This window comes from Oceanobacillus zhaokaii (genome assembly GCF_003352005.1).
Classification (GTDB): domain Bacteria; phylum Bacillota; class Bacilli; order Bacillales; family Amphibacillaceae; genus Oceanobacillus; species Oceanobacillus zhaokaii.
Genome location: NZ_CP024848.1, coordinates 2,278,181 through 2,304,289, shown reverse-complemented (window position 1 = coordinate 2,304,289; position 26,109 = coordinate 2,278,181). Strand labels below are relative to the sequence as shown.

General features: G+C 35.2%; 25 protein-coding genes and 1 other annotated feature. Of the genes, 24 read left to right on the top strand and 1 reads right to left on the bottom strand.

Going from position 1 to position 26,109, the window contains the following annotated elements:
• The first annotated feature begins 150 nt into the window (after positions 1 to 150).
• The 15 genes from cymR (at position 151) to greA (ending at position 15,261) form a co-directional block, all read left to right on the top strand.
• A complete protein-coding gene (gene cymR / locus CUC15_RS11800) occupies positions 151 to 570 on the top strand; it encodes a cysteine metabolism transcriptional regulator CymR (protein ID WP_114916847.1) in 420 nt (139 codons plus the stop codon).
• Between the two features lie 393 nt (positions 571 to 963).
• Positions 964 to 2,103: a cysteine desulfurase family protein gene (locus CUC15_RS11795; protein ID WP_114916846.1), complete on the top strand. Its 1,140-nt coding sequence runs from the start codon at positions 964 to 966 to the stop codon at positions 2,101 to 2,103.
• A gap of 17 nt (positions 2,104 to 2,120) precedes the next feature.
• Positions 2,121 to 3,233, top strand: a complete 1,113-nt coding sequence (mnmA, locus tag CUC15_RS11790) for a tRNA 2-thiouridine(34) synthase MnmA (protein WP_114916845.1) — start codon at positions 2,121 to 2,123, stop codon at positions 3,231 to 3,233.
• Between the two features lie 39 nt (positions 3,234 to 3,272).
• Positions 3,273 to 3,941 carry a tetratricopeptide repeat protein gene (locus CUC15_RS11785; RefSeq protein ID WP_114916844.1) on the top strand — a complete coding sequence of 223 codons (669 nt, stop codon included), beginning with the start codon at positions 3,273 to 3,275 and terminating at the stop codon, positions 3,939 to 3,941.
• 19 nt (positions 3,942 to 3,960) lie between these two features.
• Positions 3,961 to 6,282: an SF1B family DNA helicase RecD2 gene (gene recD2 / locus CUC15_RS11780; RefSeq protein WP_114916843.1), complete on the top strand. Its 2,322-nt coding sequence runs from the start codon at positions 3,961 to 3,963 to the stop codon at positions 6,280 to 6,282.
• A 74-nt stretch (positions 6,283 to 6,356) separates the two neighbouring features.
• Positions 6,357 to 6,542: a hypothetical protein gene (locus CUC15_RS11775; protein WP_114916842.1), complete on the top strand. Its 186-nt coding sequence runs from the start codon at positions 6,357 to 6,359 to the stop codon at positions 6,540 to 6,542.
• Positions 6,543 to 6,584: 42 nt separating this feature from the next.
• Entirely contained in the window at positions 6,585 to 7,652 is a 1,068-nt protein-coding gene (locus tag CUC15_RS11770; protein ID WP_114916841.1) for an AI-2E family transporter, read from the top strand.
• A 55-nt stretch (positions 7,653 to 7,707) separates the two neighbouring features.
• Positions 7,708 to 7,918: a binding site (T-box leader), on the top strand.
• A 95-nt stretch (positions 7,919 to 8,013) separates the two neighbouring features.
• Complete coding sequence (gene alaS, locus CUC15_RS11765) at positions 8,014 to 10,656, top strand: alanine--tRNA ligase (protein ID WP_114916840.1); 2,643 nt, start codon at positions 8,014 to 8,016, stop codon at positions 10,654 to 10,656.
• Positions 10,657 to 10,919: 263 nt separating this feature from the next.
• On the top strand, positions 10,920 to 11,186 hold the full coding sequence (locus CUC15_RS11760; protein ID WP_114916839.1) for an IreB family regulatory phosphoprotein: 267 nt from the start codon (positions 10,920 to 10,922) through the stop codon (positions 11,184 to 11,186).
• Positions 11,187 to 11,600, top strand: a complete 414-nt coding sequence (gene ruvX, locus CUC15_RS11755; RefSeq protein WP_114916838.1) for a Holliday junction resolvase RuvX — start codon at positions 11,187 to 11,189, stop codon at positions 11,598 to 11,600.
• 109 nt (positions 11,601 to 11,709) lie between these two features.
• Positions 11,710 to 11,994 (top strand): DUF1292 domain-containing protein, encoded by a 285-nt coding sequence (locus CUC15_RS11750; RefSeq protein WP_114916837.1) that lies wholly within the window; start codon positions 11,710 to 11,712, stop codon positions 11,992 to 11,994.
• 142 nt (positions 11,995 to 12,136) lie between these two features.
• Entirely contained in the window at positions 12,137 to 13,255 is a 1,119-nt protein-coding gene (mltG, locus tag CUC15_RS11745; protein WP_114916836.1) for an endolytic transglycosylase MltG, read from the top strand.
• A gap of 107 nt (positions 13,256 to 13,362) precedes the next feature.
• Positions 13,363 to 14,031: an O-methyltransferase gene (locus CUC15_RS11740; protein WP_114916835.1), complete on the top strand. Its 669-nt coding sequence runs from the start codon at positions 13,363 to 13,365 to the stop codon at positions 14,029 to 14,031.
• The gene (udk, locus tag CUC15_RS11735) at positions 14,018 to 14,656 is read left to right on the top strand and encodes a uridine kinase (RefSeq protein ID WP_114916834.1); all 639 of its coding nucleotides are present in this window, start codon (positions 14,018 to 14,020) and stop codon (positions 14,654 to 14,656) included. Before CUC15_RS11740 ends, udk begins: the two co-directional genes overlap by 14 nt.
• Before the next feature lie 128 nt (positions 14,657 to 14,784).
• Positions 14,785 to 15,261, top strand: coding sequence for a transcription elongation factor GreA (gene greA, locus CUC15_RS11730; RefSeq protein WP_114916833.1), 477 nt, complete (start codon positions 14,785 to 14,787; stop codon positions 15,259 to 15,261).
• A gap of 41 nt (positions 15,262 to 15,302) precedes the next feature.
• Here the strand turns inward: greA and CUC15_RS11725 are convergent, their stop codons facing one another.
• Complete coding sequence (locus tag CUC15_RS11725) at positions 15,303 to 16,730, bottom strand: zinc ribbon domain-containing protein (protein WP_114916832.1); 1,428 nt, start codon at positions 16,728 to 16,730, stop codon at positions 15,303 to 15,305.
• A 602-nt stretch (positions 16,731 to 17,332) separates the two neighbouring features.
• Here CUC15_RS11725 and CUC15_RS11720 point away from each other — a divergent pair.
• The 9 genes from CUC15_RS11720 (at position 17,333) to CUC15_RS11680 (ending at position 25,934) form a co-directional block, all read left to right on the top strand.
• On the top strand, positions 17,333 to 18,460 hold the full coding sequence (locus tag CUC15_RS11720; protein ID WP_114916831.1) for an AAA family ATPase: 1,128 nt from the start codon (positions 17,333 to 17,335) through the stop codon (positions 18,458 to 18,460).
• A gap of 52 nt (positions 18,461 to 18,512) precedes the next feature.
• Positions 18,513 to 19,694 carry a TadA family conjugal transfer-associated ATPase gene (locus CUC15_RS11715; RefSeq protein WP_114918445.1) on the top strand — a complete coding sequence of 394 codons (1,182 nt, stop codon included), beginning with the start codon at positions 18,513 to 18,515 and terminating at the stop codon, positions 19,692 to 19,694.
• Between the two features lie 4 nt (positions 19,695 to 19,698).
• Positions 19,699 to 20,646: a type II secretion system F family protein gene (locus tag CUC15_RS11710; protein WP_114916830.1), complete on the top strand. Its 948-nt coding sequence runs from the start codon at positions 19,699 to 19,701 to the stop codon at positions 20,644 to 20,646.
• Positions 20,647 to 20,652: 6 nt separating this feature from the next.
• Positions 20,653 to 21,516 (top strand): type II secretion system F family protein, encoded by an 864-nt coding sequence (locus CUC15_RS11705; protein WP_114916829.1) that lies wholly within the window; start codon positions 20,653 to 20,655, stop codon positions 21,514 to 21,516.
• Between the two features lie 46 nt (positions 21,517 to 21,562).
• On the top strand, positions 21,563 to 21,748 hold the full coding sequence (locus CUC15_RS11700; RefSeq protein WP_114916828.1) for a Flp1 family type IVb pilin: 186 nt from the start codon (positions 21,563 to 21,565) through the stop codon (positions 21,746 to 21,748).
• A 30-nt stretch (positions 21,749 to 21,778) separates the two neighbouring features.
• On the top strand, positions 21,779 to 22,444 hold the full coding sequence (locus CUC15_RS11695) for a TadE/TadG family type IV pilus assembly protein (RefSeq protein WP_162800310.1): 666 nt from the start codon (positions 21,779 to 21,781) through the stop codon (positions 22,442 to 22,444).
• A 13-nt stretch (positions 22,445 to 22,457) separates the two neighbouring features.
• Positions 22,458 to 24,590 (top strand): hypothetical protein, encoded by a 2,133-nt coding sequence (locus CUC15_RS11690; protein WP_114916826.1) that lies wholly within the window; start codon positions 22,458 to 22,460, stop codon positions 24,588 to 24,590.
• A 17-nt stretch (positions 24,591 to 24,607) separates the two neighbouring features.
• Positions 24,608 to 25,270, top strand: coding sequence for a DUF4352 domain-containing protein (locus CUC15_RS11685; RefSeq protein ID WP_114916825.1), 663 nt, complete (start codon positions 24,608 to 24,610; stop codon positions 25,268 to 25,270).
• Between the two features lie 91 nt (positions 25,271 to 25,361).
• Entirely contained in the window at positions 25,362 to 25,934 is a 573-nt protein-coding gene (locus CUC15_RS11680) for a TadE/TadG family type IV pilus assembly protein (RefSeq protein ID WP_114916824.1), read from the top strand.
• Positions 25,935 to 26,109 lie beyond the last annotated feature (175 nt).

The following is a 26,109-nucleotide window of genomic DNA, read 5'->3' as shown; positions in this document are numbered from 1 at the left end:
ATATCGTCCTTTATTTATAATGATATATTTAAGCTTAATTCCAATTCGGCTTAAATGCAAGAAGCATGCAATTCATGCTATAATATCAAGTATTAAAATGAATTAGGTCGATACATGTTTTCATGTGTTGTAAAATAGAGGTGGACAAAAATGAAAATATCAACTAAAGGACGTTATGGCTTAACAATCATGATTGAATTAGCAAAGAATCATGGGGAAGGTCCGATGTCATTAAAAGCAATTGCAAAGGAGAATGATTTATCCGAGCATTATTTAGAGCAGCTTGCTTCACCACTGCGAAATGCCGGTTTAATCAAGAGTATCCGCGGAGCATATGGTGGTTACGTATTAGCAAAAGAAGTAAAAGAAATCACTGCTGGCGATATTATTCGAGTGCTCGAAGGACCGATAACAATTGTTGAAGGAATTGAAGACGAAAAACCAGCACAACAAGCGTTATGGTTAAAAATTCGGGACGCAATTAAAAATGTCTTAGACAATACAACACTGGACGACCTGGCAAATCACGATAGTGACGAACCGCAAGACGCTTATATGTTTTATATTTAGGTCAAAATCAAATCCGTTGTGGTGACTGTCTAATATCGTTATATGTGCAATGTTAATTTCACTGCGGGCAGTCGGATTCCACGGGTAACAATGACAATATAGTTATATTCCTTCTATTGGACCATCAACTGTTTCTATTTCGGCAGAAGGTACATTGTAAACGGTGAGAAACAACGCCCAAGAAAGAGGAAAGTGTTTTTTATCTTAAATAGAGTGATTAAATGAAAACTAGTACACCATCTCAGCGTAGTGTATTTCCGTAGCGACTGGACTGTGAGTAAATTGACAACCAACTATTGTCGCAATTTATTCCAACTAACCATGACTTTGAAAAAATAAATAATTAATATACAACCTATATAATATAAATCATAATCGAAAGGACAAATGGAAATGGAACCAATTTATTTGGATCACGCAGCAACAACACCAATGAGTAACGAAGTCATCGAAGCAATGCTTCCGGTATATAAGGAAACATTCGGCAACCCGTCAAGTGTCCATTCATTCGGTCGAAAAGCAAGGCAGCACCTTGACGCTGCAAGACGAGTAATGGCAAATAGCATCCATGCAAATGAGAAAGAGATTATCTATACTAGCGGAGGAACAGAAGCAGATAATCTTGCATTAATTGGCACAGCGTTAGCAAACCGTGATAAAGGGAATCATATTATTACAAGCGCTCAGGAGCATCACGCAGTTTTGCACACAGCAGAATATCTAGAGAAACAAGGATTTAATGTTACCTATTTACCTGTAAATAAAAACGGAAAAATAGATGTACAGGATCTGCAAAAAGCATTGACTGATGAAACCATTTTAGTTTCTATTATGTATGTGAATAATGAAACGGGTATAATCCAGCCAATAGAAGAAATTGGAGAATTACTTAAAGACCATCAAGCATATTTCCATACGGATGCAGTACAGGCTTATGGTTTAATTGATATCAATGTAAAAACGATGCATATTGATTTACTTTCAGTATCCTCCCACAAAATTAATGGACCAAAAGGGATTGGTTTTTTATATGCTGATGATCATGTAAAAATGAATCCTTTGCAGTTTGGTGGAGAACAAGAACGAAAGCGGCGTGCTGGTACGGAAAATATCGTAAGTGTTGTTGGTTTCCAAAAAGCAGTAGAACTTGCAGTGGAGCATAAAGCAGAGCGTGTTGAGACGTATCAACAGTTCAAACAATTGTTTCTGGAAGAACTAACAAATCATGGTGTGGAATTTCAAGTGAACGGGGAAAGCCAGGAACAAATTGCTTCGATAGTGAATATTAGCTTTCCTGGAGCAAACGTGGAGCAAATGCTGACAAACTTTGATCTGGACGGAATTGCAGCTTCAAGCGGCAGTGCATGTACGGCAGGAAGTGTAGAACCATCACACGTGTTAACTGCAATGTTTGGGGAGAATAACCCTTGTACAACCAATTCGATTCGTTTTAGTTTTGGGATTTTTAATACAACTGAAAATGTGAAGGAAGCAGCAGAACGAGTTGCTAAGATTATTAATAGATTAATTTAAAAAGGAAAGTGAAAATAATGAAGGATAATAAAGACATTCGTGTTGTCGTTGGAATGAGTGGTGGTGTTGATTCATCAGTCGCGGCATTACTGCTTAAAGAACAAGGCTATGATGTTGTTGGAATTTTTATGAAAAACTGGGATGATACCGACGAATTCGGCGTTTGTACGGCAACAGAGGATTTTGACGATGTTGTTCGAGTATGTAATCAACTTGACATCCCGTATTATTCGGTTAATTTCGAGAAGGAATATTGGGATAAGGTATTTACGTACTTTTTAGATGAATATAAAGCTGGCAGAACGCCAAATCCAGATGTAATGTGTAATAAAGAAATTAAATTCAAGGCATTTCTTGACCATGCATTATCGCTTGGTGCAGATTATCTTGCAACAGGACATTATGCCCAAGTAAGAGAAGTTGACGGGCATACACAAATGCTGCGCGGAGTGGATGATAATAAAGACCAAACGTATTTCTTAAATCAACTGTCTGAAGATGTACTTAGCAAGGTAATGTTCCCATTGGGACATATGCCGAAGTCAAAAGTGCGTGAAATTGCCAAAGAAGCTGGACTAGTAACAGCCACGAAGAAAGATTCTACTGGAATATGCTTTATCGGTGAACGTAACTTTAAGCAATTTTTAAGTGAATATTTACCTGCACAGCCAGGAGAAATGCAAACTTTGGATGGTGTAGTTAAAGGAAAGCATGACGGATTAATGTACTATACGATTGGTCAGCGTCAAGGACTTGGTATTGGCGGCGAAGGAGATCCATGGTTTGTCGTTGGGAAGAACTTAGAGGAAAATATTCTCTATGTTGAACAAGGATACTCGAATGATTATCTATACTCGGATGCATTAATTGCTACCGACATTAATTGGATTAATGAAGCAGCAATCAAAGAGAGTTTCACATGTACTGCTAAGTTCCGTTATCGTCAAAAGGATAGTAATGTAAAAGTTACACTACTTGATGGTGGAAAGGTACGTGTCGACTTCGAAACTGTAGAACGTGCAATTACTCCGGGGCAAGCTGTTGTATTTTATGATGGCGACGTTTGTCTAGGCGGAGCCACAATTGATGAAATCATCAAGCAAGAAAGTACACTTGAATATGTTGGTTAATAATAGGTTATAGAACATCCTCTAATAAGGAGCGTTACAATGGATAAGAACACACAGGGCATCGTGTATATGCAAGAAGGAAAATTTGAAGAAGCTGCGTCGCTCTTTAATGAAGTAATTGAAAAAAATCCAAATGATCCAGTAGGATATATCAATTTTGGTAATTTATTGATGCATATGAAAGATTTTGAACATGCAGAGCGTTTCTTTAGCAGAGCAACGGAGCTTGATGCAAATGCTGCAACGGCTTATTATGGTCTAGGTAATTTATATTTTGAGCAATCGCTATATCAGCCTGCACAACAAAACTTCCAAAAAGCAATGGAGTTGGGGTTAGAAGAAAGTGATGTTTATTATATGCTTGGATTAACATTACAAAATCAAGAGCAGTTTAAACTCTCTCTTCCATATTTACTCAGAGCGGCGGAGCTAGCACCAGATGATGAAGAGATATTATTCTTTTACGGCCTTTCACTTGCACAAGCAAACCATCTAAAGGATGCAAAAGCTACGTTTGAAAATGTAATAGGAATGAATCCAGAGCATAGTGATGCCTATTATAATTTAGGGATAATCTCTATTTTTGAAGAGAATATCGATGGAGCATTAGCACATTTTAATGCAGCATTGAGAATTCAACCAGACCATTTATTAGCTGCAAATGGTAAGAAGAATATTGTAGAATTGCTAAAAGAAAAAGATAGGTAAGATCGTGAGGTTGTTATAGATGGAGAAAGACCAACAATCAGAAGAAGTACAAGGCTATATTAAAGGAGAACTCCTGCATACAATTTTTCATAATAAATCGGAGCATTTCTCAATTGTGAAGATTAAAGTGAAGGAAACGAATGAGGATTTTAAAGAAAAAGAGATTATCGCCAAAGGCTATTTCTCCAATCTACAAGAACAAACAACCTATTACTTCTATGGCGAGTTTGAAAGACATGCAAGATTTGGTCTGCAATATCGTGTGAATTCCTATCAAACTTTTATTCCAGAAACAAGGGATGGTCTTATTGCTTATCTTTCTAGTGATTTATTTCATGGAATTGGAAAAAAAATTGCTAGTAAGATTGTCGATCATTTAGGGGAGAATGCAGTATCCAAAATTCTCGATAATCCTGATTGTCTAGCAGATATTCCTGGAATAAAAAAAGAATCGAGCGAGCAGTTAGTCAAGAGTTTGCAAGAGAACCAGGGGTTTGAGCATGTTGTTGTTCAACTATCAACATATAATATTGGTCTTAAGCTGGCACAAAAAATTTACCAGCAGTATAAAGATGAGACCATTGATAAGCTGCTAGAGGATCCGTATCAATTTGTCTTTGATATTGAAGGACTTGGTTTCCAAACAGCAGATGAAATAGCAAAGAAAAATGGACTATCATTAACACATCCAAATCGAATTGGAGCTGGTTGTATTTATGTTTTACAGCGAAGTATTAACGATGGGCATGTGTATTTGCCATTAGATTACTGTGTATCAAAGGTCCTTTTGCTGCTATCAACCAGACATGAATTGACTGCAGAAATGGTTGCAGACAGACTCGATGAATTAAATACGGAAAAGAAAGTTATCGTCCAGAATGGAAATGTTTATTTGCCTTCTCTTTATTATGCAGAGGATGGTTTTGCTTCTCATTTAAAACGAGTAATCGAAAAACAAATTGAAGTAGAAACTCCCTTAGCTGATCTATTGAAAATTACCGGTGAGATAGAAGAATCCGAAGTATTGAGTTACGGAAAAGAACAATTTGCTGCAATCGATAAGGCATTACATTCTAAAGTTATGATTCTGACAGGTGGACCTGGGACAGGGAAAACGACGGTTATTAAAGGGATATTGAAAGCATATGGGGCGATCCATGATGTTTCCTTAAATATGACAGATTATAATAATAAATCGGACTTTCCTTTTATTCTTACTGCTCCAACAGGTCGTGCTGCAAAACGATTGAATGAATCAACAGGAATACCTGCGCAGACAATTCACCGACTTCTTGGCTGGAATGGGGCGAATGGATTTGATAAAGATGAGAAGGAACAGCTCGATGGTAAGTTTCTAATTGTAGATGAGTTTTCAATGGTTGATATTTGGTTAGCAAATAACCTCTTTAAAGCAATTCCTGATGATATGCAAGTATTACTTGTTGGTGATGAAGATCAGCTGCCATCTGTAGGACCAGGTCAGGTGCTTGCTGACTTATTGAAAAGTGAGCTTATTCCTTTAGTTAGTTTAAATGAGGTATACCGACAAAAAGAAGGCTCAAAAATAATTCAATTGGCACATGAAATTAAAAATGATATGTGTACAGTGGATTCTTTGCGTAATGATACAGATTTCAGTTTTATTCCATGTAATGAATATCAAATGCTCGATGTCGTCAACATTATTTTTAAGAAAGCAAAGGAAAAGGGAATTGATCTGAGAGACATTCAAGTGCTTGCGCCAATGTATCGTTCACAAGCGGGGATAACGATGATCAATAAAGAACTACAGCAATTGATTAACCCGAAGACCAAGACGAAACGTGAAGTAAAGTTGAATGACCTTATTTATCGGGTTGGCGATAAGGTCATTCAGCTCGTTAATCAGCCAGAAGATGGTGTATATAATGGTGATATTGGCGAGGTTGTTGCGATATTCAAAGAGGATGAGAACAAAGAAAATGTGGAACAGATTGTTATTGCTTTTGATGATCGAGAGGTTGTTTATGTAAGGAAAGACTATGATAATTTTATGCACGCCTATTGCATCTCCATTCATAAGTCTCAGGGTAGTGAGTTTCCTATCGTCGTCATGCCTGTCGTCTCAACTTACAATCGCATGCTTAGGAAAAATCTGCTTTATACTGCAATTACTAGAAGTAAAGAATCATTGATTATTTGCGGAGAAATACAGGCATTTTTTAAGGGAATCCAAACAGTTGATACAAATAATCGTTTTACATCGTTAAAAGAGCAATTAGCAATGAGAATAGAGGAGATTTCACAGCCATCAGCTAATAATAGTGAAGATGAAGAGATATCTCCTTATGACTTTATGTAAGTCAAAATGTATAAAATAATGAAAAACGGGTAAGCATAACATCATAATGTATTTTATAAATGAGGTGTGATGATATGCGATGCCCGAATTGTAATGGCAAAGATATTGGTAAAATTGGTTCACAAAACTATTATTGCTGGACATGTTTTGTAGAAATGACAATCTTAAATAATGAGTTAACCCTACATCAAATTGAGGCAGATGGTAGTTTAAGCTCGTTAAATGATCTATTTACAGAAGAACAACGGAAATTACAGTAACCATCCTTAGATTTAGAATGCATAACGAAGGAGGGTTACTCTATGTTTCCAAGAAATAAACGACTAAATTATTTATATTGGATTATTACTGGAATTCTATCTATCCTGTTTATCTATTTACTTGTGAAATCCTTCCCATTCTATAGTATCTTCTTTTCATTTCTTTGGAAATTGTCCATCCCATTCTTAATTGCAATACTGATTGCTTATCTCTTGTATCCAGTTATAAAAAAAATCCACAGCTATAATATTCACAAAGGACTTGCTATCTTATTTATATATGTACTCTTCTTTGGTGGCATTGCCTATCTTATCTATCGAGTATATCCAGTGATTGTGCTGCAGGTAAGAGACCTGGCAAATAATTTCCCAAAAATGACTGAAATGTATGAAGGAATGGTATTGAACGTTTATGAGTATACATCCTTTCTTCCAGAAACCGTGCATGATAAAATGGACCAGCTCATTTACAGGTTGGAAAATTCTTTAGACAATGTGCTAACAAAATTAGTTGGCGGTTTTACTAGAATATTTGATATGGTACTAGTTATCACCGTGATCCCTGTTCTTGTCTTCTACTTTATAAAGGATTATGACAGGATGAAAGCGTACTTTAAACAATTTCTTCCTAATAAATATTGTGAACCGCTAAGTAAGATGGTACATGCTATCGATGCAAATTTAGGAAGTTATATACGAGGCCAGTTACTAATTTGCCTGATTATAACCATTATTACCCTGTTTACGTTTAAATTATTACATATGGAATACGCTTTATTACTTGCGATTATTTTAGGAATAACCAATCTCATTCCTTATTTTGGTCCTATAATTGGTGCTATTCCTGCTGTTGCGATTGCGGCTACAAGTTCAGGTACCTTAGTTATTTTTGTACTTATTGCTGTTTTCGCAATCCAGACAATTGAAGGAAATTTATTGTCACCGTATATTGTGGGGAAAAGTATTGCAATTCACCCTGTAGCAATAATCCTCGCAATATTAGTAGGGTCTCAATTGTTTGGTATAATTGGACTGATCTTAGCAGTTCCTATCCTGACAATTTTAAAGGTAATTATCAAACATATTTGGGACTTCCGGCTGAACCATTGACATTATGAGGGAATTTTTTTATACTGTAAGAAATAATGCTATATAATTCAAATATAAATAAACGTTGATAGTGATAAGTACATGAACCTCTATTTTAAGAGAGGGATTTCCTTCTGGCTGCAAGAAATCCTAAATAAGAGACATGGAAAGCTAAACTGGAGTACGGTTAATTCCCGTCGGTTTCATACCGTTACAATGATAAAGTGATGAATAATGTTGAATTATTCATAATTAGGGTGGTACCGCGAATAAATCTCGTCCCTGCGTATAAGCAGAGATGGGGTTTTTTTGTAGTTTAGGAAAGTATAAAACTTCCAAACCGCATTAGTGCAACTTAAATTGGAAAATAGGAGGATATCAAATGAAACGATTAAATTCAGCTGAAGTAAGACAATTATTTATTGATTTCTTTAAGGAGAAAGGACATCGCCAAGAACCAAGTGCATCACTTGTACCAAAGGATGATCCTACATTACTTTGGATTAATAGTGGGGTTGCGACATTGAAGAAGTATTTTGATGGTCGAGTAATCCCGGAAAACCCAAGAATTGTTAATGCACAAAAATCAATTCGAACAAATGATATTGAAAATGTAGGTTATACTGCAAGACACCATACTTTTTTTGAAATGCTTGGTAATTTTTCCATTGGTGATTACTTTAAACAAGAAGCAATTGAGTGGGCATGGGAATTCTTAACAAGTGAGAAATGGCTTGCACTTGATGCAGAATTATTATCTGTTACTGTTCATCCCGAAGATGATGAGGCGTACAATATTTGGCTGCATGAGATTAAACTGCCAATAGAGCGAATTATCCGCTTAGAAGAAAACTTTTGGGATATTGGCGAAGGACCGAGTGGACCGAATACGGAAATATTCTATGACCGTGGCGAAAAATACGGAAATAACCCGAATGATCCTGAATTATATCCTGGTGGGGAAAATAACCGTTACTTAGAAATTTGGAATCTCGTATTTTCCCAGTTTAATCATAATCCGGATGATACGTATACACCACTTCCTAAGAAAAATATTGATACTGGTATGGGACTTGAACGAATCGTGTCTATCATTCAGGATGTACCTACGAACTTCGAAACCGATTTATTTATGCCAATCATTAAGAAAACAGAGGAATTGGCAAATGTGAAATATGGTAAATCGACAGAAAGTGATACAGCATTCAAGGTGATTGCAGACCACATTCGTACCGTTAGCTTTGCAATTGGTGATGGTGCTATTCCATCGAATGAAGGCAGAGGATATGTTCTAAGAAGATTATTGCGGAGAGCAATTCGTTTCGCGAAGGAAATTGGAATTGAAAAGCCATTTATGTACGAATTAGTAGATACAGTTGGCGAGATCATGGAGAATTTTTATCCACAAGTGACAAAACAAAAAGACTTTATTAAAAATATTATCAAAGTTGAAGAGGAACGTTTCCATGAAACACTCAACGATGGTTTGGAAATTCTATCCACTGTAATCGAAAAAGAAAAAGCGGCTGGAAATACTATTTTTCCGGGGAAAGAAGTATTCCGTTTATATGATACGTATGGTTTCCCTAAAGAATTAACTGAAGAGTACGTAGAGCAGCAAGGATTTACAATTGATGAAGATGGTTACAATACAGAAATGGAACAACAGAGAGAACGTGCTAGAAATGCACGCCAAAAAGTAGATTCCATGCAGGTTCAGGACAGTATATTAGGGGATCTTAAAGTCGATAGCGAATTTATTGGTTATGATCAATTGGCAGTTGAAACGAAAATTGAAATCCTAATCAATGGCAAAGAGACGGTTGAAGTAGCGAAGAAAGATGATGAAGTATATCTGTTTTTAAATAAAACACCATTTTATGCTGAAAGTGGTGGACAAACGGCAGATCATGGCTGGATATATACAGACACTGCATCTGCATATGTTGAAGATGTACAGAAGTCTCCAAATGGACAGAATATCCATCGTGTAATTATTAAAGATGGCGAATTAAAGGTAGGGAGTACTGTAAATGCAATGGTGGATTCAGAATTCCGTTCATCCATTATCAAAAACCATTCTGGTACCCATTTATTACATCAAGCATTGAAAGATGTACTAGGTACACATGTTAATCAAGCTGGTTCTTTAGTAACTCCAGAGCGACTGCGCTTTGACTTCTCACATTTCAGTGGAGTTACGAAAGAAGAATTAGACCGTATTGAGCATATCGTTAATGAGCAGATTTGGGCTGCATTACCTGTTGCTATTACAGAAGAGAAGATTGAGGATGCTAAAGCCATGGGTGCAATGGCATTATTTGGTGAAAAGTATGGCGACGTCGTTCGGGTCGTAAAAATGGGCGATTATAGTCTCGAATTATGTGGTGGATGCCATGTCCAAACAACGTCGGAGATTGGCCTGTTTAAAATCGTTTCTGAAAGTGGAATTGGTGCTGGAACAAGAAGAATTGAAGCTGTCACAAGTAAATATGCGTATGAATTCTTAAATAAAAAGGTGGCTGTATTACAAAATGCAGCACATTTATTAAAGACGAATGAAGACCATGTACCAGAAAGAATAGAGGGACAGTTCCATGAACTAAAAACACTGCAAAAGGAAAATGAATCATTAAGTGCGAAATTAGCTAATTTAGAAGCTTCATCTATCTTGGACCAAATTGAATATATTGATGGAATTCCTGTTTTAGCACAAAAGGTAAACGTTAAGGATATGAATCAGTTGAGAAATATGTTAGATGATTTAAAGCAGAAGCTTGATTCAGGAATTATTCTTTTGGCTGCTGAAAGTAATGGGAAAGTACAGCTTGCAGCAGGTGTGTCGAAAGATTTAATCGACCAAGGCTATCATGCAGGCAACGTTGTTAAGAAAGCGGCAGCCGTTTGTGGTGGCGGTGGTGGTGGTCGTCCAGATATGGCTCAAGCTGGTGGTAAGGACCCTGCGAAGATAACGGAAGCCCTAGATGTTGTTAAAGACTATGTCAATGAAATTAGTAATAAGTAATAAATTTGTCTCATTTTAGCAAAAAAAATATAATATTGTTGAAAAACATGGTAAGATGGATGCAATAGGTTTTACTAGTTCGTCAAGCCTAATATTTTTGTTTGGTAGTTAAGAAAGGATAAATCCTTTCTTACTACATAAGTACAACTAAGGCTGTCACCCAAGAGCTTGGTTAAACCTTAGTTTTCTAAATATTAATGAAGGCTACAGTCGCCATTAATTTAATGAAATAATGGGCCAGTACCTTGGAACGGGGTGTCAAGATGAGTTCAATTGATAAAACGATGAAATTTAATTTTTCAGAAGAACCATTCGATCAGGATATAAAAGAAATTCTTTTTACGGTTCATGATGCATTAAAGGAAAAAGGATATAATCCAATTAATCAAATTGTTGGTTATTTATTATCTGGAGATCCGGCATATATTCCTAGGCATAAAGATGCTCGAAATTTAATACGAAAAGTAGAGAGAGACGAAGTAATCGAGGAATTAGTAAAAGTTTATTTAAGAGAAAAAAAGGCGGATTAAATGAAGATTATTGGGTTAGATGTAGGTTCTAAAACCATTGGAGTTGCGGTAAGCGATGCATTTGGTTGGACTGCGCAAGGCAAAACAACTATACAGTGGGACGAAAATGATATACATTCAGCAGATGAAGAATTAGGAAAAATAATAAAAGAATATGAAATTGAAAAAGCTGTCATTGGACTTCCTAAAAATATGAATGGTACAATAGGTGAACGCGGAGAAGCGTCACAACGATATGCAGCTCATATTGAAGAAATCTTCCATATCCAAACAGACCTTTGGGATGAAAGGTTAACAACAATGGCTGCCGAAAGAGTGTTATTGGAAGCCGATGTGAGCAGAAAGAAAAGAAAAAAAGTAATCGACAAAATGGCCGCTGTCATAATTTTGCAAGGTTATTTAGATCAAAAATAAAGGGCTTAACAATTATTGATTTATGCGTTGCCGAAGGATAGCAATACTGCTATATTAGCAATAGCAACTGTCCATGCATATGAATTCTAAAATAAAAGGGGTGAAAGAAATGGCAATTGAAGATAAAGAAAGAATCATTGTACCAGACGAAAATGGTGAGGAGCATCTATTTGAAGTTCTTTTTACATTTGATGTTGACGAAACGAATCAGTCTTACATTGCGGTTGTTCCAGTAGAGCAATCAGAAGATGAAGAAGTAGAAGTATACGCATTCCGTTATGAAGAAAATGGAAATGATGATGATGATCTTGCATTATTCCCAATTGAAACAAATGAGGAATGGGATATCGTCGAAGAAATGCTTGCTACATTGGCGGACGAAGAAGAGGAGTAAGATTACCAAGATTACCTAAAAGCTGATGTCAACTACGACATCAGCTTTTTTATTTTCTACAATTATTGTTGGAAAATCGTTAAAATAATGGATTATCATGTCTTTTTTTAGTATAATGAGTCGGATGAAAGGGGGATATTGCATGTCCAAAAAAAAAAGTGGTGGGAATTTTAGAGACGATCTAGTCGCACGAAGTAATGAAGCGAGAACCGTAAGAAAAATTGTGTTTATGATATTAATCGTTCTAATTATAATTCTTGCTATCGGTGGTATATCAGGATTTCTTTATGTTAAGTCTGCATTAGAACCTGTAGACCCATCTAGTGATGAAAGTATAAAAGTAGAAATACCAATAGGTTCATCCAGTACAACGATTGCAGATATTCTTGAAGAAAATGGTATTATTAAAAATGGACTGATTTTCCGTCTTTATTTAAAACTGAATAATGAAGGAGACTTTCAAGCAGGGGAGTATACCTTTACTCCTGCACTTACTTTAGATGAAATTATCCAATCGCTTAAGACTGGGAAGGTAGTGGCCGAACCAGTACACAGAATCACAATTCCAGAAGGACTTACTGTTGATCAAATTGCTGGAATCTACGCAGAAAAATTGAAAATTAACAAAGAAGATTTTCTTAAAGTAGTTAATGACAAGGCATATATTGAAAAGCTTATCGATAAATATTCCACGATTTTATCAGATGATATTCTGAATGAGCAAATCCGAACACCTTTAGAAGGTTATCTATATGCTTCTACTTATGACTTCTATGAAGAAGAGCCTACAATTGAATCAATTGTAGAAGCGATGCTGGACCGTACGTTAACCGTGTTAACTCCTTACTTAGAAGAAATAAAAGAAAAAGAGTTTACGGTTCATGAGGCTGTCACGTTTGCTTCGTTAGTGGAGAAAGAAGCGAGTAATGAAGAGCAGCGGAATGAAATATCTAGTGTATTCTATAATCGATTGGAAACGGAAATGCCTTTACAAACAGACCCAACGGTATTATATGCACTTGGAGAGCATCAAGAAAAAGTATTATATAAGGATTTAGAAGTAGATTCACCATATAATACATACAAAGTACAATCATTGCCAATAGGTCCGATTGCTAATTTTTCGGAGAGTTCTTTGAATGCAACCCTCAATCCTGTTGATTCGGATTATCTATATTTCTTACATGATAGCGAAGGGGATATCCACTACGCTGAAACCTATGATGAGCATCTAGAGAATAGAGATAAATATATTAATTAAGATTGTGGATTATTAAGAAACAAAATGCAAACTTCAGATCCACAGCTTAGGCTGTTACCTAAAGGGGTAGGTACGGCCTAAGTTTTTCTAAGAAAGAGGTCTTAAAAATGGACGAGCAATTAAAACATTACTTGGAACAAACCCTACCTACTCAACAAGAGTGGGTTTTACAGCTTGAAGAGCAAGCGATTCGGAATCAGATACCAATTATGGATTCGGTAGGAATTAATTTTTTGATGCAGCTAATTCGCATAAAAGAGCCGAAACGAATATTAGAGATTGGTACAGCGATTGGTTATTCAGCATTAAGAATGAATGAAGCATATCCTGAAGCCGACATTACAACAATTGAACGTGATGAGCCACGCTATAAACAGGCGCTTGAAAATATCAGAATTCAAGAGAAACAAGAAAAAATTCACGTTATATTTGATGATGCTTTGATTGCAATGGAAAAGCTCATTGAAACTGGAGAGCAGTTTAATTTCATTTTTATCGATGCGGCAAAGGGGCAATATAAGCGATTTTTTGAACTTGCTAACCAGCTTTTAGCCGACTCAGGGTTAATCATTACAGACAATGTACTATTCAGAGGGTATGTTGCAAGTAGCGATACAGATAATATCCCGAAACGCTACCGAAAAATGGTTGAGAAATTAAGAGATTATAATACATTCATCATGAATCATCCTAATTTCACCTCTTCTATTATTCCAATAGGTGATGGCGTTGCAGTTAGTGAATATTTAGGAGGTCAGAACGTTGAGCAAAGATAAACCAGTAGTGATTGGTGTCGCAGGTGGAAGTGGAAGTGGAAAAACTTCGGTTACCCGTTCCATTTACGAACAATTCACGGATAAAACCATACTTGTTCTTGAACAAGATTATTATTATAAGGATCAAAGTCATTTAGCATTTGAAGAAAGATTGAATACAAACTATGACCATCCCTTAGCATTCGATAATGACTTGCTTATCGAGCATCTAAATGATCTATTAAATCAGAAGTCAATCGATAAGCCTGTATATGATTATAAAAATCATACAAGATCAGCCGAAGTAATCCATGTGGAACCAAAGGAAGTTATTATTGTAGAAGGTATTCTTATTTTAGATGATGCGAGACTTATGGATTTAATGGATATTAAAGTGTTTGTTGATACGGATGCTGATTTACGCATCATTCGCCGGTTATTAAGAGATATTAAAGAGCGAGGCAGAACTCTCGATTCCGTAATCGATCAATACCTTGACAATGTAAGACCATCACATTTACAATTTATTGAACCTACAAAACGGTATGCAGATATTATCATCCCTGAGGGTGGCCAAAATCATGTTGCAATCGATATTTTAGCATCCAAGATTGAAAGCATAATAGCAAAAAATCGGAAAAGATAATTAAAAAGTATTGATTAATTATTTAAAGTCTGCCATAGTATGGAATAGTATATTTATTTAGTGTTATATATGAGCGTGTTTATTACACTGCTCGTTTGTTTATGAAGAGTGGAAAAGGAGTGTTTTTAATGGCTGTAGAGAAAAGTTATTATATGACTCAAGAGGGAAAAGAAAAATTAGAGAAAGAATTACATTTTTTGAAAACAGATCGCAGACAAGAAGTAGTAGAGCGTATTAAAATTGCTCGTGACTTCGGTGATCTTTCTGAGAACTCTGAGTATGATGCAGCGAAAGATGAACAGGCTTTCGTGGAACAGCGTATTACACAAGTTGAGAAAATGATTCGTAATGCAATCATTATTGAAAATGATAATAATAATCCGAATGTAGTATCATTAGGTAAATCTGTTACATTTATCGAATTGCCAGATGGTGATGAAGAAACATATACAATCGTTGGAAGTGCAGAAGCAGACCCATTTGAAGGTAAAATTTCAAATGACTCCCCAATGGCAAAAAGCCTAATTGGCAAAGAAATTGGTGAAGAAGTAGCAGTAGCAACTCCAGGTGGAGATATTCAAGTTAAAATCGTGAAAGTAGATTAAATAACCAAAAAAAGCGAGGGGATTTCCCTCGCTTTTTTAATCTATTGAATATCATATTCCTTAGCATCCGAATCAACGACAATGAAATATTCATTCTCATAACCGTCTAACAACCATTCCTTAGCAACTTCATCATAGACAAGAGTCATCATTCTTGAACGTGTATAGTTGTCCCTTTCTGTATCTCTAAATAACCAGCCTATATTGCCGTTTGGTTCATGGAATACATAATGTGCTTCTAAAGTTACACTGTATTGATCTGATTTTTCATCGTATATTGGATTGGAAATTCTTGCAAAATCGTAGGTCGCTTTGATTAACTTACCACTATATTCGGGCTCTTCACGTTCTACCTTAGCTAAATTTTCAGTAAATGCAGTCTTCAAATTATCTGTCACGTTTTTATCGAGCTTTGAAGCGTCTTTCTCTGTTAATGCGACATGATAGCTGGCAATCATTTCATTAAGCCGCTCCATAATTTTGTCTTGCTCTTCATCGTTAAAAACAATTAATTTATCGAAATTTAAATGGTTATCGTCCGTAATAACTTTTTCTTCACTTTTTACATGCCCCCATGGATATTCCTTGTCAATTTGCAATGTAACAGATTCATCATTTGGAAATGTGCCGATTACTTGTTTTCCTTCATCGAGCGTAATATCAGATTCCTCACCATTAATATACAATTGCGCATCAGATACAACAGAATACACCGTTGTTTCCGCAATTGGCATTTCGAAAGAATGTCCAACCGCTTCTTGACCCATTGCAAATAGGCTCAATGTTTCTTCCTCTTCTAATGTCACATATGTATTATTAAACACCGCTTTTACAGTATATGCACCAGGCATATAAGGTCCGAAGCTAGTATTCTCCTCAGTTGCTTCGACTTCCTTATCGTTAATATACAGTGTGGTATACTTATTTTCTTCATCTAGATACAGTTGAATATAACCAGGAATAACGACTAGCTTATAATCATCAAAAAACAGCCATTGCTTTCCATCCTGCATGACATTAATTGTCGCATATGTTTCATCCTGATATGCTGTACCATTGATCTGATTAGCCGTTGAATTAATGAATTCAACCTGGTCATTCAGTCGAGACTTTAGATTCCCAAAAGCATCTGGATTATCCAGCAGATAATCAATTAAAATCTTTGTATTTTCTTCAGTTATCTCAAGTGATTCAGTACTCGAATGTAATAAATCTACAAGTTCATTTGCATCATGATCGTTAACTGCAGTTTCAAATGCGGATACAACTTGTTCAGGTGAAAATCTGTCCTTCCCTAGGAAAAAAACAATGATGACTGCTAGTATAATCAACGTAATAATACTAGAAAATAGTATCATTATTCTCTTTGAACTTTTTTTCTTTCCATGCTGTAGCTCCAAATTTGCACCACACTCTGGGCAAAATTGTCCATCTTTCTTTACATTATGGCCACAATTTTTGCACTTCAACGTAATATTCCACCTTTCTTAAGAAAAATAGTAAATAATTATCCATATCATAACATAGGAAAATGAATTAAAAATGCAACTATTAGACTGTTTATCTAGTATTTTATTGGGCTACGTAGTTCGAGATTGCTAAGAAGTTTAAAGATTCTTGAAGTAAGAATAGTAATTTTAATAAAAAATATGTTAAGGAATTGTTAAGGTTATGTTACAATCCCGGAATATTTGATTACAATTTCAAATCATAGGAATATATACCCGCGTAATTCGACATATAATTCACCATATCTACAAATTTTCCTACTAATCGATATTTTTAGTTAATTTTATAGAATATATTATTATTTCCTTATGTTGGATATGAAAATGTGAAAAAGCACTAAAAGGCGGATGAAATGACTGTTTTCAGTGTTTGATATTCGTATAACGGGAAAAATGCATGTTGTTAAAATTTAAATATCTTAATTTCAAGATAAAAATCCATACGAAATTAGGGATAAAGAACTGTTTTTATATATTCCCCTTATTTTTTTGTGACAGATTTAGTAATATTATGTGAGGGAAATTTGAAAAACGTAGTTACAAAGTGTGGTGGAGGTGTACAGATGAAGAAATTAAGGATTGTAGTTGCAGATGAAAATTTAGATTATGTAGAATCATTGGCATCCTACTTACGTACTGCTGAGGAATCTTCAAGATTTATTGTTACATATTTTACAAGCACAGAAAAATTAGAGCTTTATCTAGATCAAGGGGAAAGTATTGATATATTACTCATCAGTCCAGGAATTTATCATACTAATTTGAAGGTACTGAATGATACGAGCTTTATTTTCCTAGATGATGACAAATTAACAGCTGGGAGCACAGAACATAATTCCGTTTACCGTTACCAACGATTGGGGCAATTGGTTTCAAACATGCTTGCAATATATTACGATCGAAACCAAACAGCTGGAAAATACTTAGCGAGAAGTAAGCAAACGAAAGTATTGTCTGTATATTCTCCAGTAGGAGGCGCGGGTAAAACGACAATAGCTGTTAATTTATCGAAGCAGCTAGCATTAAACAATGCAAAGGTCTTTTATTTAAACCTTGAACTGATAAATACAACAAGTCTTTACTTTAGTTCCAGCGAGGATAACCCATCCTTACAAATTTTTTATTACGTAAAAGCAGAGTCACCACAGCTTTTATCCAAGATTGAAGCATTGAAGAAATATGACCCGTACTCAATGGTTGATTACTTTGATATCGAAATTAATGCAGATGAATTACTCGAGTTCAATGAATCAGATGTAAAGCGATTAATAAATGGAATTGTCGAGACAGGCTCCTATGACTATATCGTTATTGATTTAGATAGCTCGTTGCATGAGAGAAACATTGCCGCATTAAAAGAAAGTGATCAAGTAATTTGGCCCGTTGCAAATGACGTACAAAGTATGCTAAAAACAGAATCATTCTTTGAAGAAGAAGAGAAATTAGTTGGCAAGGAAAATATTATTAAAGACAAGTTGCTAATTCTTCAAAACAAATATTTGGATACTGGGTTGAGAACGACTAATGATTATAGCATTGTGATTGAAGGTAACCTGCCATTTATCGAAAACTGGTTAACAACACAATCAAGTATAGAAATTTTAGGGAACGACCTATTTAATCAGGAACTCCAAGGGATTATTCAATCGAAAATAATCACTGGGGGAAGGAGTGCAACGAGCATTGGATAGTGAAGTTGTTATAAAGGATTTAATCAAACAATTGCGTGAAACGCTAGATTTAATGCATTCCATTAAAAATGAAGAACTAAGAGAATATGTTGAAGTAGCTGTATTTAAATATGCAAAAGAAAACAAGATCAAATCAACAGAAATAAAATATTTAGTGGAACGAATTTACAACTCCTTCCGAGGTTATGATGTTCTCCAGCCACTTATAGATGATAAAACGATTACCGAAATTATGATTAATAATCATAAGGAAATATTTATTGAACGGTACGGCTCTACAACTCAAGTTGATATCCAATTTGAGAGTCAGCAGAAGCTGGAGGATATTATCCAATCAATCGTTTCCAAGGTTGATAGGGTTGTAAACGAATCTTCACCAATTGTTGATGCTAGATTGCAAGATGGTTCTCGGGTAAATGTTGTTTTACCTCCGATTGCCTTGAAGGGCCCCGTTATCACTATCCGGAAATTTCCTGAGAAGCCACTTACGATTGATGACTTAATCGCATATGACACTATTACCCAGGAAGTAGCAGAATTCTTAGAGAAGCTTGTTGTTGCGAAATACAATATTTTTATTGGCGGTGGAACAGGTTCAGGTAAGACAACCTTCCTAAATGTATTATCCAACTTTATTCCACAAGACGAACGAATTATTACGATTGAAGATTCAGCCGAGCTGCAAATTAAAAATGTTCCAAACTTAGTTAGCTTGGAAACGAGGAATGCAAACACGGAAGGAAAAGGAGAAATCACTATCCGTGAACTCATCAAAACATCACTTCGGATGCGTCCTGACCGAATCATTGTCGGTGAGGTTCGTGGTGGAGAAGCATTAGACATGCTGCAGGCGATGAATACTGGTCATGATGGCTCTCTATCAACCGGACATGCCAACTCAGTGAAGGATATGCTCAGCAGGCTAGAAACGATGGTATTGAATGGTGCAAATTTACCGGTAGAAGTAATTCGTAAACAAATCAGCTCTGCAATTGATATTATGATTCACTTAACGCGCTTGCGTGACAATTCGCGAAAAGTTGTAGCAATCAGTGAAATCATCGGAGTCGAAAATGGAGAGGTAATTCTAAACCCTTTATATGAGTTTGTTGAAGAAGGGGAAGAAGATGGCAAAGTTATCGGTTCTTTAAAAGCGACTGGCAATCAGCTGAAAAATAAATCAAAAATCCAGCTTGCAGGGGTCTCCGTTGAAGTAGAAGAGACAAGGGGGTGATTTATTGACAGACATTCTATTAATTATTATCCTATTGGGTTTAGTTGGAGGTTATGCCTTCGCTGTTGCAAAGAGGAAAAAACGAGAAGCTAATTCTACTTTAACATCTACTAATATTGAACAGAATAAAGAATTAGAACAACTTAAGAAGAAACATTTTATGGAATATATGCAGGCGAGAACAAGCAAGCAAGTTGAAGGGCACTTAGTTGATTATTCGAAATACACTTTATCAATAAAAGAATATATATTATATGCATTGCTTGCAGTAATCTTTTTTTCCTTTATTGGCTATTTATTCTATGAAAGTATAATTGCGGTAATTATTATTGGAGCGTTAGGCTTGTTCTTTCCAAAATTTCAAAAGAAAACGTTGCTGGAAAAAAGAAAGGAAAAACTAAAGTTGCAGTTTAAAGAGGCAATTGCATCTTTATCCTCTTCATTAGCTGCAGGAAGATCGATTGAAAATAGTTTCATAGAAGTTGTTTCAGACTTATATTTACTTTATCCAGACCCGGATACTTTTATTATTAAGGAATTTGAAATCATAAATCGAAGAGTTGAAAATGGAGAAACAATCGAAAATGCCCTTTTAGATTTTAGCATTAGATCTGATGTGGAGGACATTCAAAATTTTGCTAATGTGTTTATTACTTGTAAACGTACAGGCGGTAATTTAGTTGAAGTGATCAGACGTACCTCAGACATTCTTAGTGAAAAAATTGATATTCAACAAGAAGTAGCTGTTATGATAGCTTCTAAAAAGTTTGAGTCAAGAATTCTAAGTATTGCACCATTAGGTATGATCTTATTATTAAAGTCCACAGCGGAAGACTATCTAGCGCCAATGTATAATTGGAGCAGCGGTGGCCCAATAATCATGACTATTTGTTTAGCACTTGTCATTTCTGCTTTTATTTTGGCGCAACGAATAATGGATATTAAGGTGTGATGAATCATGATAGTTTATGGGATTATAACTCTATTAATAATAGTTGTGTATTTTGTATTTTCGATAAAGGCTGGTAAGAGATATGACATCGTAATTGCTAATTTTAAAGATCAGTATCCATTAATGTTCATGGCACCAGTTTCACTATACATAATTGATAATTTGAAAATAATGGAACGTTTTTATAGCCAAATAGCAAAAATACAGCAAAAAATGATCAGTCTTTATGGAAACCGCACAGCATTGCAACATACTAGAATGTATGTTGCACAATTATTGTCTACTGTAATGGTGTGTTTACTAGGTTCATTCATATTTACATTAGTTTCCAATGGTGATCAGACTATTTTCTTTGTTGGAATAATATTTACTGTATTGATTCCTTATGCAATGATTAGCCGATTAGCAAGCCAGGAAAGAGAGCGTAAGCAAAAAATACTTACAGAGTTACCGGAAGTAGTAAATAAAATTATCCTGCTTGTAAATGCAGGTGAAACAGTGCAGCAAGCGTTAATTCGTTGTGTTACATCAACTAAAGATCCAAATTCTCCACTAATTCGAGAGTTAACAGAGACTGTAAATAAAATGGTTAGTAATGAACCATTTCATCAGGTATTGAATGATTTGAGTAAAAAATGTGGTATTCAGGAAATCTCTATTTTTACTACTACAATTCTATTAAATTACCGTAAGGGTGGAAATGATTTAATACTTGCGTTAAGAGATTTATCCCATGAGTTATGGGAAAAGCGTAAATCAATCTCCAAGACAAAAGGTGAAGAGGCGTCTTCGAAATTAGTGTTTCCGCTCATATTGATTTTCGTTGCTGTAATGATAATAGTGGGTTATCCTGCGCTTACTATTATGTAAGCACAGATAAAATAAAAAATAATATAAATTAATTAGGAGGAAGAAAATGAAAAACGTAGCTGGGAAAATTAAAAAATTCTGGAAAGATGAAAGTGGTTTGCAAACATTGGAAATGATGCTGATTATTGCTGTTATTGTTGTTATTGCATTATTGTTCAGAGATCAAATAATGACATGGATCAACAACCTATTAAGTTTTGGTAATGATCAAATAAACAACTTCACGAATTAAATGGTTCATTTGAAGGGACTTACTAAAAAAATGAATTTCATGAAAAAAAAACTATCGAAAATAATGAAGGATGATGATGGCGCCTTTACAATTGAAGCATCATTAGTATTTCCGATTCTATTGATGCTGACATTAAGTTTTATTCTTTTTGCGATTGTTATATATCAGCAATCTGTTCTTCATTATAGTGCAAATACTGTAGCTGAACGGGTAGCATTTGTTTGGGATAACAGTGATAAAGATATAGACACTGGAGCATTTGATAAATATACAACATTCGATGGTGGAGATGGTCTGTATTGGCGGTTAACTAATGACCAATACCTGTCCCAATTCGGTATTGATATTTTTTCATCTGGCGGGGCAACCATCCAAATTGGTTCAGTTGCTGGGGGTAGTTTACCACAACAAAAATTAGGGAGAATTACAACGGATATATTGCCTGCTGGAGCGACTGGCGAAGTACAATACATCAATGGACTCGCAGGCAGTGAAATCATTGTTACACTGAAAAGTCCCTTAAATTTACCCGCTTTTATTAGCGATTTATTTGGGATTAATGAAATTGAAACCCAAGTCAGTCACGTCGTTGTTGAACCGACAGAATTCATCCGAACCACCGATCTTGTTATATATGCAGTGGAATTATTAAAAGACAATTCTGGTTATATCACAAAATTTATTAATAAGAAGTAGAGGAGGGTAATTATTGAAAAATAAAGTAAAAACAGCGTTTAGACGTTTTATAGTCAAAGAAAATGGTGCTGTTTCTATCTATGTCATTATTGTTACCCTCCTGTTATTTTTATTTAATGCCGTATTAATTGATTTTGTGCGTATAATGGTCGCAGAGTATCAAGTGGAACAAGCATCTAAATCAGCGATGCGATCTGCTTTTTCATCATTTAATAAAAATGTGCAAAATAAAGGATTATTTGTAATTAATGAGGGTGCAGAATCACCGGAGCAAATATTTGAGGATGTTTTTGAAAAAAATTTGATGGTAAATGAAGATGGCTATTACAAATTTGTCGATACGACAATGGAAAGTACCTCATTTTCAGCAAATGAAAATAGATCATACTCAAATACAGAAATTGTAAAGCATCAAATACTGGAAGATATGAAATACACGGCACCAATTGAATTTGGGAAAATAATTGCAGATGGAATATTACCATACAGCTGTACTATGCAGGAAGCTGAAGTATATGTAGATATTTCAAAAGATGTAAATAAATTAGTTGCAGACAGAGACGAAGCAATGGGAAAAGCTGTCGAGCATTTAATTAAAGCACATAGTGATTTGGATGGTACAAAAGGGAAGGTTAATAATCCTTCTTCATCCACTTATCCTGCTGTAAATAATTTGGAAGATGCAAAAAAACATTTTTCTACATATATCGAGGAAGTGGACACCGCTTTTGAGAATGATCTTGAAGATTTATTAAGGGATATTTTAAAAAGTGGTAAGGACAGTGAAAAAGAGTTAAAAGAAGCCAGAAAAGATTTAATTGATGCACAATCAATTAATAAAAATATCCAAAAAAAGATTGATGATACAAGAAAAGAAGTAGATCAAAAATATGATAATTTAAGCAGCAGCGAATGCAGTGATTCTTCATTATCGACCGTTGAAAATCAATTAGAGGAATTAACAGAACAAATAAACGAGTATGTTTTAGAAGATACATTCTTTGTAAATGCAATTTCTAAAACGGATAAGGCTAAAAATAGTGTCAATGGCGGTTCGCCAGGTAGTTCAGCCACTCTAGTTCCATATGTAGATTATCAGATTACTGATTTTACTCAACTTATATCAGGTGATGGCACATTTAATGCTGCTATAAATCTAGTAAAGACATATTTTAATACTGCGCTTGATGATACAGAAGAAGTGCGAAAATATGTCGATGATAATTATGAAGAAACAGAAACTGGTGATACAGGAAATAATGGTGGTCTGAAGGATGCATTCGAAGCACTAAATAAGATTAAAGATGTAATCAATAAAGGAATGGCCTTAAATAGTGATTTCGCTAATTATACTGAATTACAATCACTAGTATCTAATTATGGCTCAGCATCTGAAAATAGCATTCAGGACTTGGATATGGATGTGCCAGAGCAAGCAGCACAGGATGCATTTGATATGATTGGCAGTTTATTCCATAACCTGGGAAACATGGCACTTGATATAAGGGATCAAACATATATCAATGAATATATACTTACTAGATTTAAATCCGATGATAAGCTTGGGTTGATGGATCCAGGAAGTTATCCTGATAATTTTCTATATATTAATAGAGAAGTAGAATATATTTTATATGGTTCCCATACACCAGGGGTAAATTATGGCTATGCTTTACTTGAATTAACCGCAACCAGATTTGCTTTCAATTTTATTGCAGCATTTACTAAAGACCCTGTAAAAGTTATCCCGCACCCTCTGCCCAAATTTTTGGCTGCAACAAGCTGGGCTTTTATGAGAACCGTTGAAGATGTAGGAAACCTTACGAATGGAAAAAAAGTTCCATTAATTGATATTAAGGGAATAAAGCCATTTGCAACAGATTATAAATTTTATTTACGCTTATTCTTATTAATGCATCCAGATAGTGATGATACACGTATTAACCGAATTCAAGCAGTTGTTGATAAGAAAGTGCCTGAAGATCTCATAAGTGCACCTACCTATGCTACTGCAAAAGCAGAGGCATCGATCGATTTATGGTTTCTTCCAGGAATAATAGAATTGCTTGGAACTTCAGGTATTCTGGAAGGGAAGGTTAAAAACGGGCGTTATTATATAGAAGCAGAGGTAGATTATTCTTACTGAGTATAGGAGGAAAAAATATGAGGCAGATTTTGATAAAAATTAGCGTTTTAGTGATACTTTCTATCCTATTAGTCGCTTGCAATAATAAAGAGGATAATGAAGCCGAACAGAGTGATACACCAGTTACAGAAGAAGAAAGTTCAAGCAAAGAAACAGAAAATGAATTGCCTGAAGAAGAAAGTGGAGAGGAAGAAGGCTCAGACACAGAGGATGAAGCAGAAACGGATCCGTCTTCTGCGAATACAGATGATTTACCTGATGATCAATTGGGTTTAGGAATTGGTGATACGGCAACTATAAAAAATAACTTTTCCGAACATGAAATAACATTAAATTCTGTTGAAATTAAAGAGCAAGCTGGAGAATCAACTTCAGAATTAGGAAATTTTGTAATAGTTGATTTAACCGTATTAAATACCGGAGATGAAGCAATTACTGCTGATAGTGTTTTTAGCAGCACAAACCTGGCTTCAATTGATAATTCGAGCGGATTTCCCTGGTACTATCTAGAAGGCGTTGCAGAAGAATGGCCTAATGAAATTCCACCAGGAGAATCTCAAACAGGTGCATTATTATTCGATGTTGAAGTAAGTGATCAATATATTTTAAACATTGCAGAATTTTTAGAGGGGTTATCAAATCAGGTATCATTTGAATTTACTCCAGAGGAAGCTGAATAAATGATAATTTTATAAATTAAAAAACCAAAACTATTCTCAACCACTTACAGGTAGAATAGTTTTGGTTGACTATTCCATATGGAGGTCAAGTATGCAATTAAAAGATGAGGATGGAAGCATTACTTTGGAGGCAGCATTGGTTATTCCAGTTTTTATGTTATTTATCGTATTTATGGCCTCTATTATTCGTATTTCCGTAGCAGAGATTGCATTAAATAAGTCTGTGACCGAGACTGCACAAATTATTGCAAACCACGCATACCCAGCTACGATACTATCAGAGGAACTTGAAAGCATAGCAGGTCAAAAATTATCTGGTATCAGTATAGGGGAGATTAGTTTAGGTGATGTTGAAAATCTGGTTGGGACGACCTTACTTGAATTTCTAGATGTAAATATTTCAGGTTCCAACTATATCCAAGAGCTGGGGAATAGTGCAATCACTCCTATAATTCAGAAAAAGTTTACGCAGAACACGAATTCAAAAATGGATGGTTCAAACATAACTGTAGAGGTTGATTTACCCAGTTCATTAAATGGGGCTGCCGATTCATATTTTGGAATAACTGCTACTTATGATTTAGATTTGACAGTACCCTTTGTAGAGAAAACTATAACAATAAAAAAGCAGGCATATGAAAGACTTTGGGTTGGGGGATATTAAATAAAAAAGCTTTTACTAAATTTAGACTTAGTTATATTTATTTTCCGTAGTTCTTCAAATAATTACGGAATTATGAATCAAGTTAATAAAACAACGAATGTTACAAATCACCACTTAGTAATCGTGCGGAATTTTTATAGTTTAGAAACTTTAATCGGTGAAATTGCAAGAAGAA

What these genes read in the sequence shown, in the direction of transcription:
- CUC15_RS11770 (WP_114916841.1), top strand. Translation starts at nt 6,585, where the DNA reads ATGTTTCCAAGAAATAAACGACTAAATTATTTATATTGGATTATTACT.
- mnmA (WP_114916845.1), top strand. Translation starts at nt 2,121, where the DNA reads ATGAAGGATAATAAAGACATTCGTGTTGTCGTTGGAATGAGTGGTGGT.
- alaS (WP_114916840.1), top strand. Translation starts at nt 8,014, where the DNA reads ATGAAACGATTAAATTCAGCTGAAGTAAGACAATTATTTATTGATTTC.
- CUC15_RS11750 (WP_114916837.1), top strand. Translation starts at nt 11,710, where the DNA reads ATGGCAATTGAAGATAAAGAAAGAATCATTGTACCAGACGAAAATGGT.
- CUC15_RS11685 (WP_114916825.1), top strand. Translation starts at nt 24,608, where the DNA reads ATGAGGCAGATTTTGATAAAAATTAGCGTTTTAGTGATACTTTCTATC.
- recD2 (WP_114916843.1), top strand. Translation starts at nt 3,961, where the DNA reads ATGGAGAAAGACCAACAATCAGAAGAAGTACAAGGCTATATTAAAGGA.
- CUC15_RS11795 (WP_114916846.1), top strand. Translation starts at nt 964, where the DNA reads ATGGAACCAATTTATTTGGATCACGCAGCAACAACACCAATGAGTAAC.
- CUC15_RS11700 (WP_114916828.1), top strand. Translation starts at nt 21,563, where the DNA reads ATGAAAAACGTAGCTGGGAAAATTAAAAAATTCTGGAAAGATGAAAGT.
- CUC15_RS11705 (WP_114916829.1), top strand. Translation starts at nt 20,653, where the DNA reads ATGATAGTTTATGGGATTATAACTCTATTAATAATAGTTGTGTATTTT.
- CUC15_RS11785 (WP_114916844.1), top strand. Translation starts at nt 3,273, where the DNA reads ATGGATAAGAACACACAGGGCATCGTGTATATGCAAGAAGGAAAATTT.
- mltG (WP_114916836.1), top strand. Translation starts at nt 12,137, where the DNA reads ATGTCCAAAAAAAAAAGTGGTGGGAATTTTAGAGACGATCTAGTCGCA.
- cymR (WP_114916847.1), top strand. Translation starts at nt 151, where the DNA reads ATGAAAATATCAACTAAAGGACGTTATGGCTTAACAATCATGATTGAA.
- CUC15_RS11775 (WP_114916842.1), top strand. Translation starts at nt 6,357, where the DNA reads ATGCGATGCCCGAATTGTAATGGCAAAGATATTGGTAAAATTGGTTCA.
- CUC15_RS11760 (WP_114916839.1), top strand. Translation starts at nt 10,920, where the DNA reads ATGAGTTCAATTGATAAAACGATGAAATTTAATTTTTCAGAAGAACCA.
- greA (WP_114916833.1), top strand. Translation starts at nt 14,785, where the DNA reads ATGGCTGTAGAGAAAAGTTATTATATGACTCAAGAGGGAAAAGAAAAA.
- CUC15_RS11715 (WP_114918445.1), top strand. Translation starts at nt 18,513, where the DNA reads ATGCATTCCATTAAAAATGAAGAACTAAGAGAATATGTTGAAGTAGCT.
- CUC15_RS11680 (WP_114916824.1), top strand. Translation starts at nt 25,362, where the DNA reads ATGCAATTAAAAGATGAGGATGGAAGCATTACTTTGGAGGCAGCATTG.
- CUC15_RS11695 (WP_162800310.1), top strand. Translation starts at nt 21,779, where the DNA reads ATGAATTTCATGAAAAAAAAACTATCGAAAATAATGAAGGATGATGAT.
- ruvX (WP_114916838.1), top strand. Translation starts at nt 11,187, where the DNA reads ATGAAGATTATTGGGTTAGATGTAGGTTCTAAAACCATTGGAGTTGCG.
- CUC15_RS11740 (WP_114916835.1), top strand. Translation starts at nt 13,363, where the DNA reads ATGGACGAGCAATTAAAACATTACTTGGAACAAACCCTACCTACTCAA.
- CUC15_RS11720 (WP_114916831.1), top strand. Translation starts at nt 17,333, where the DNA reads ATGAAGAAATTAAGGATTGTAGTTGCAGATGAAAATTTAGATTATGTA.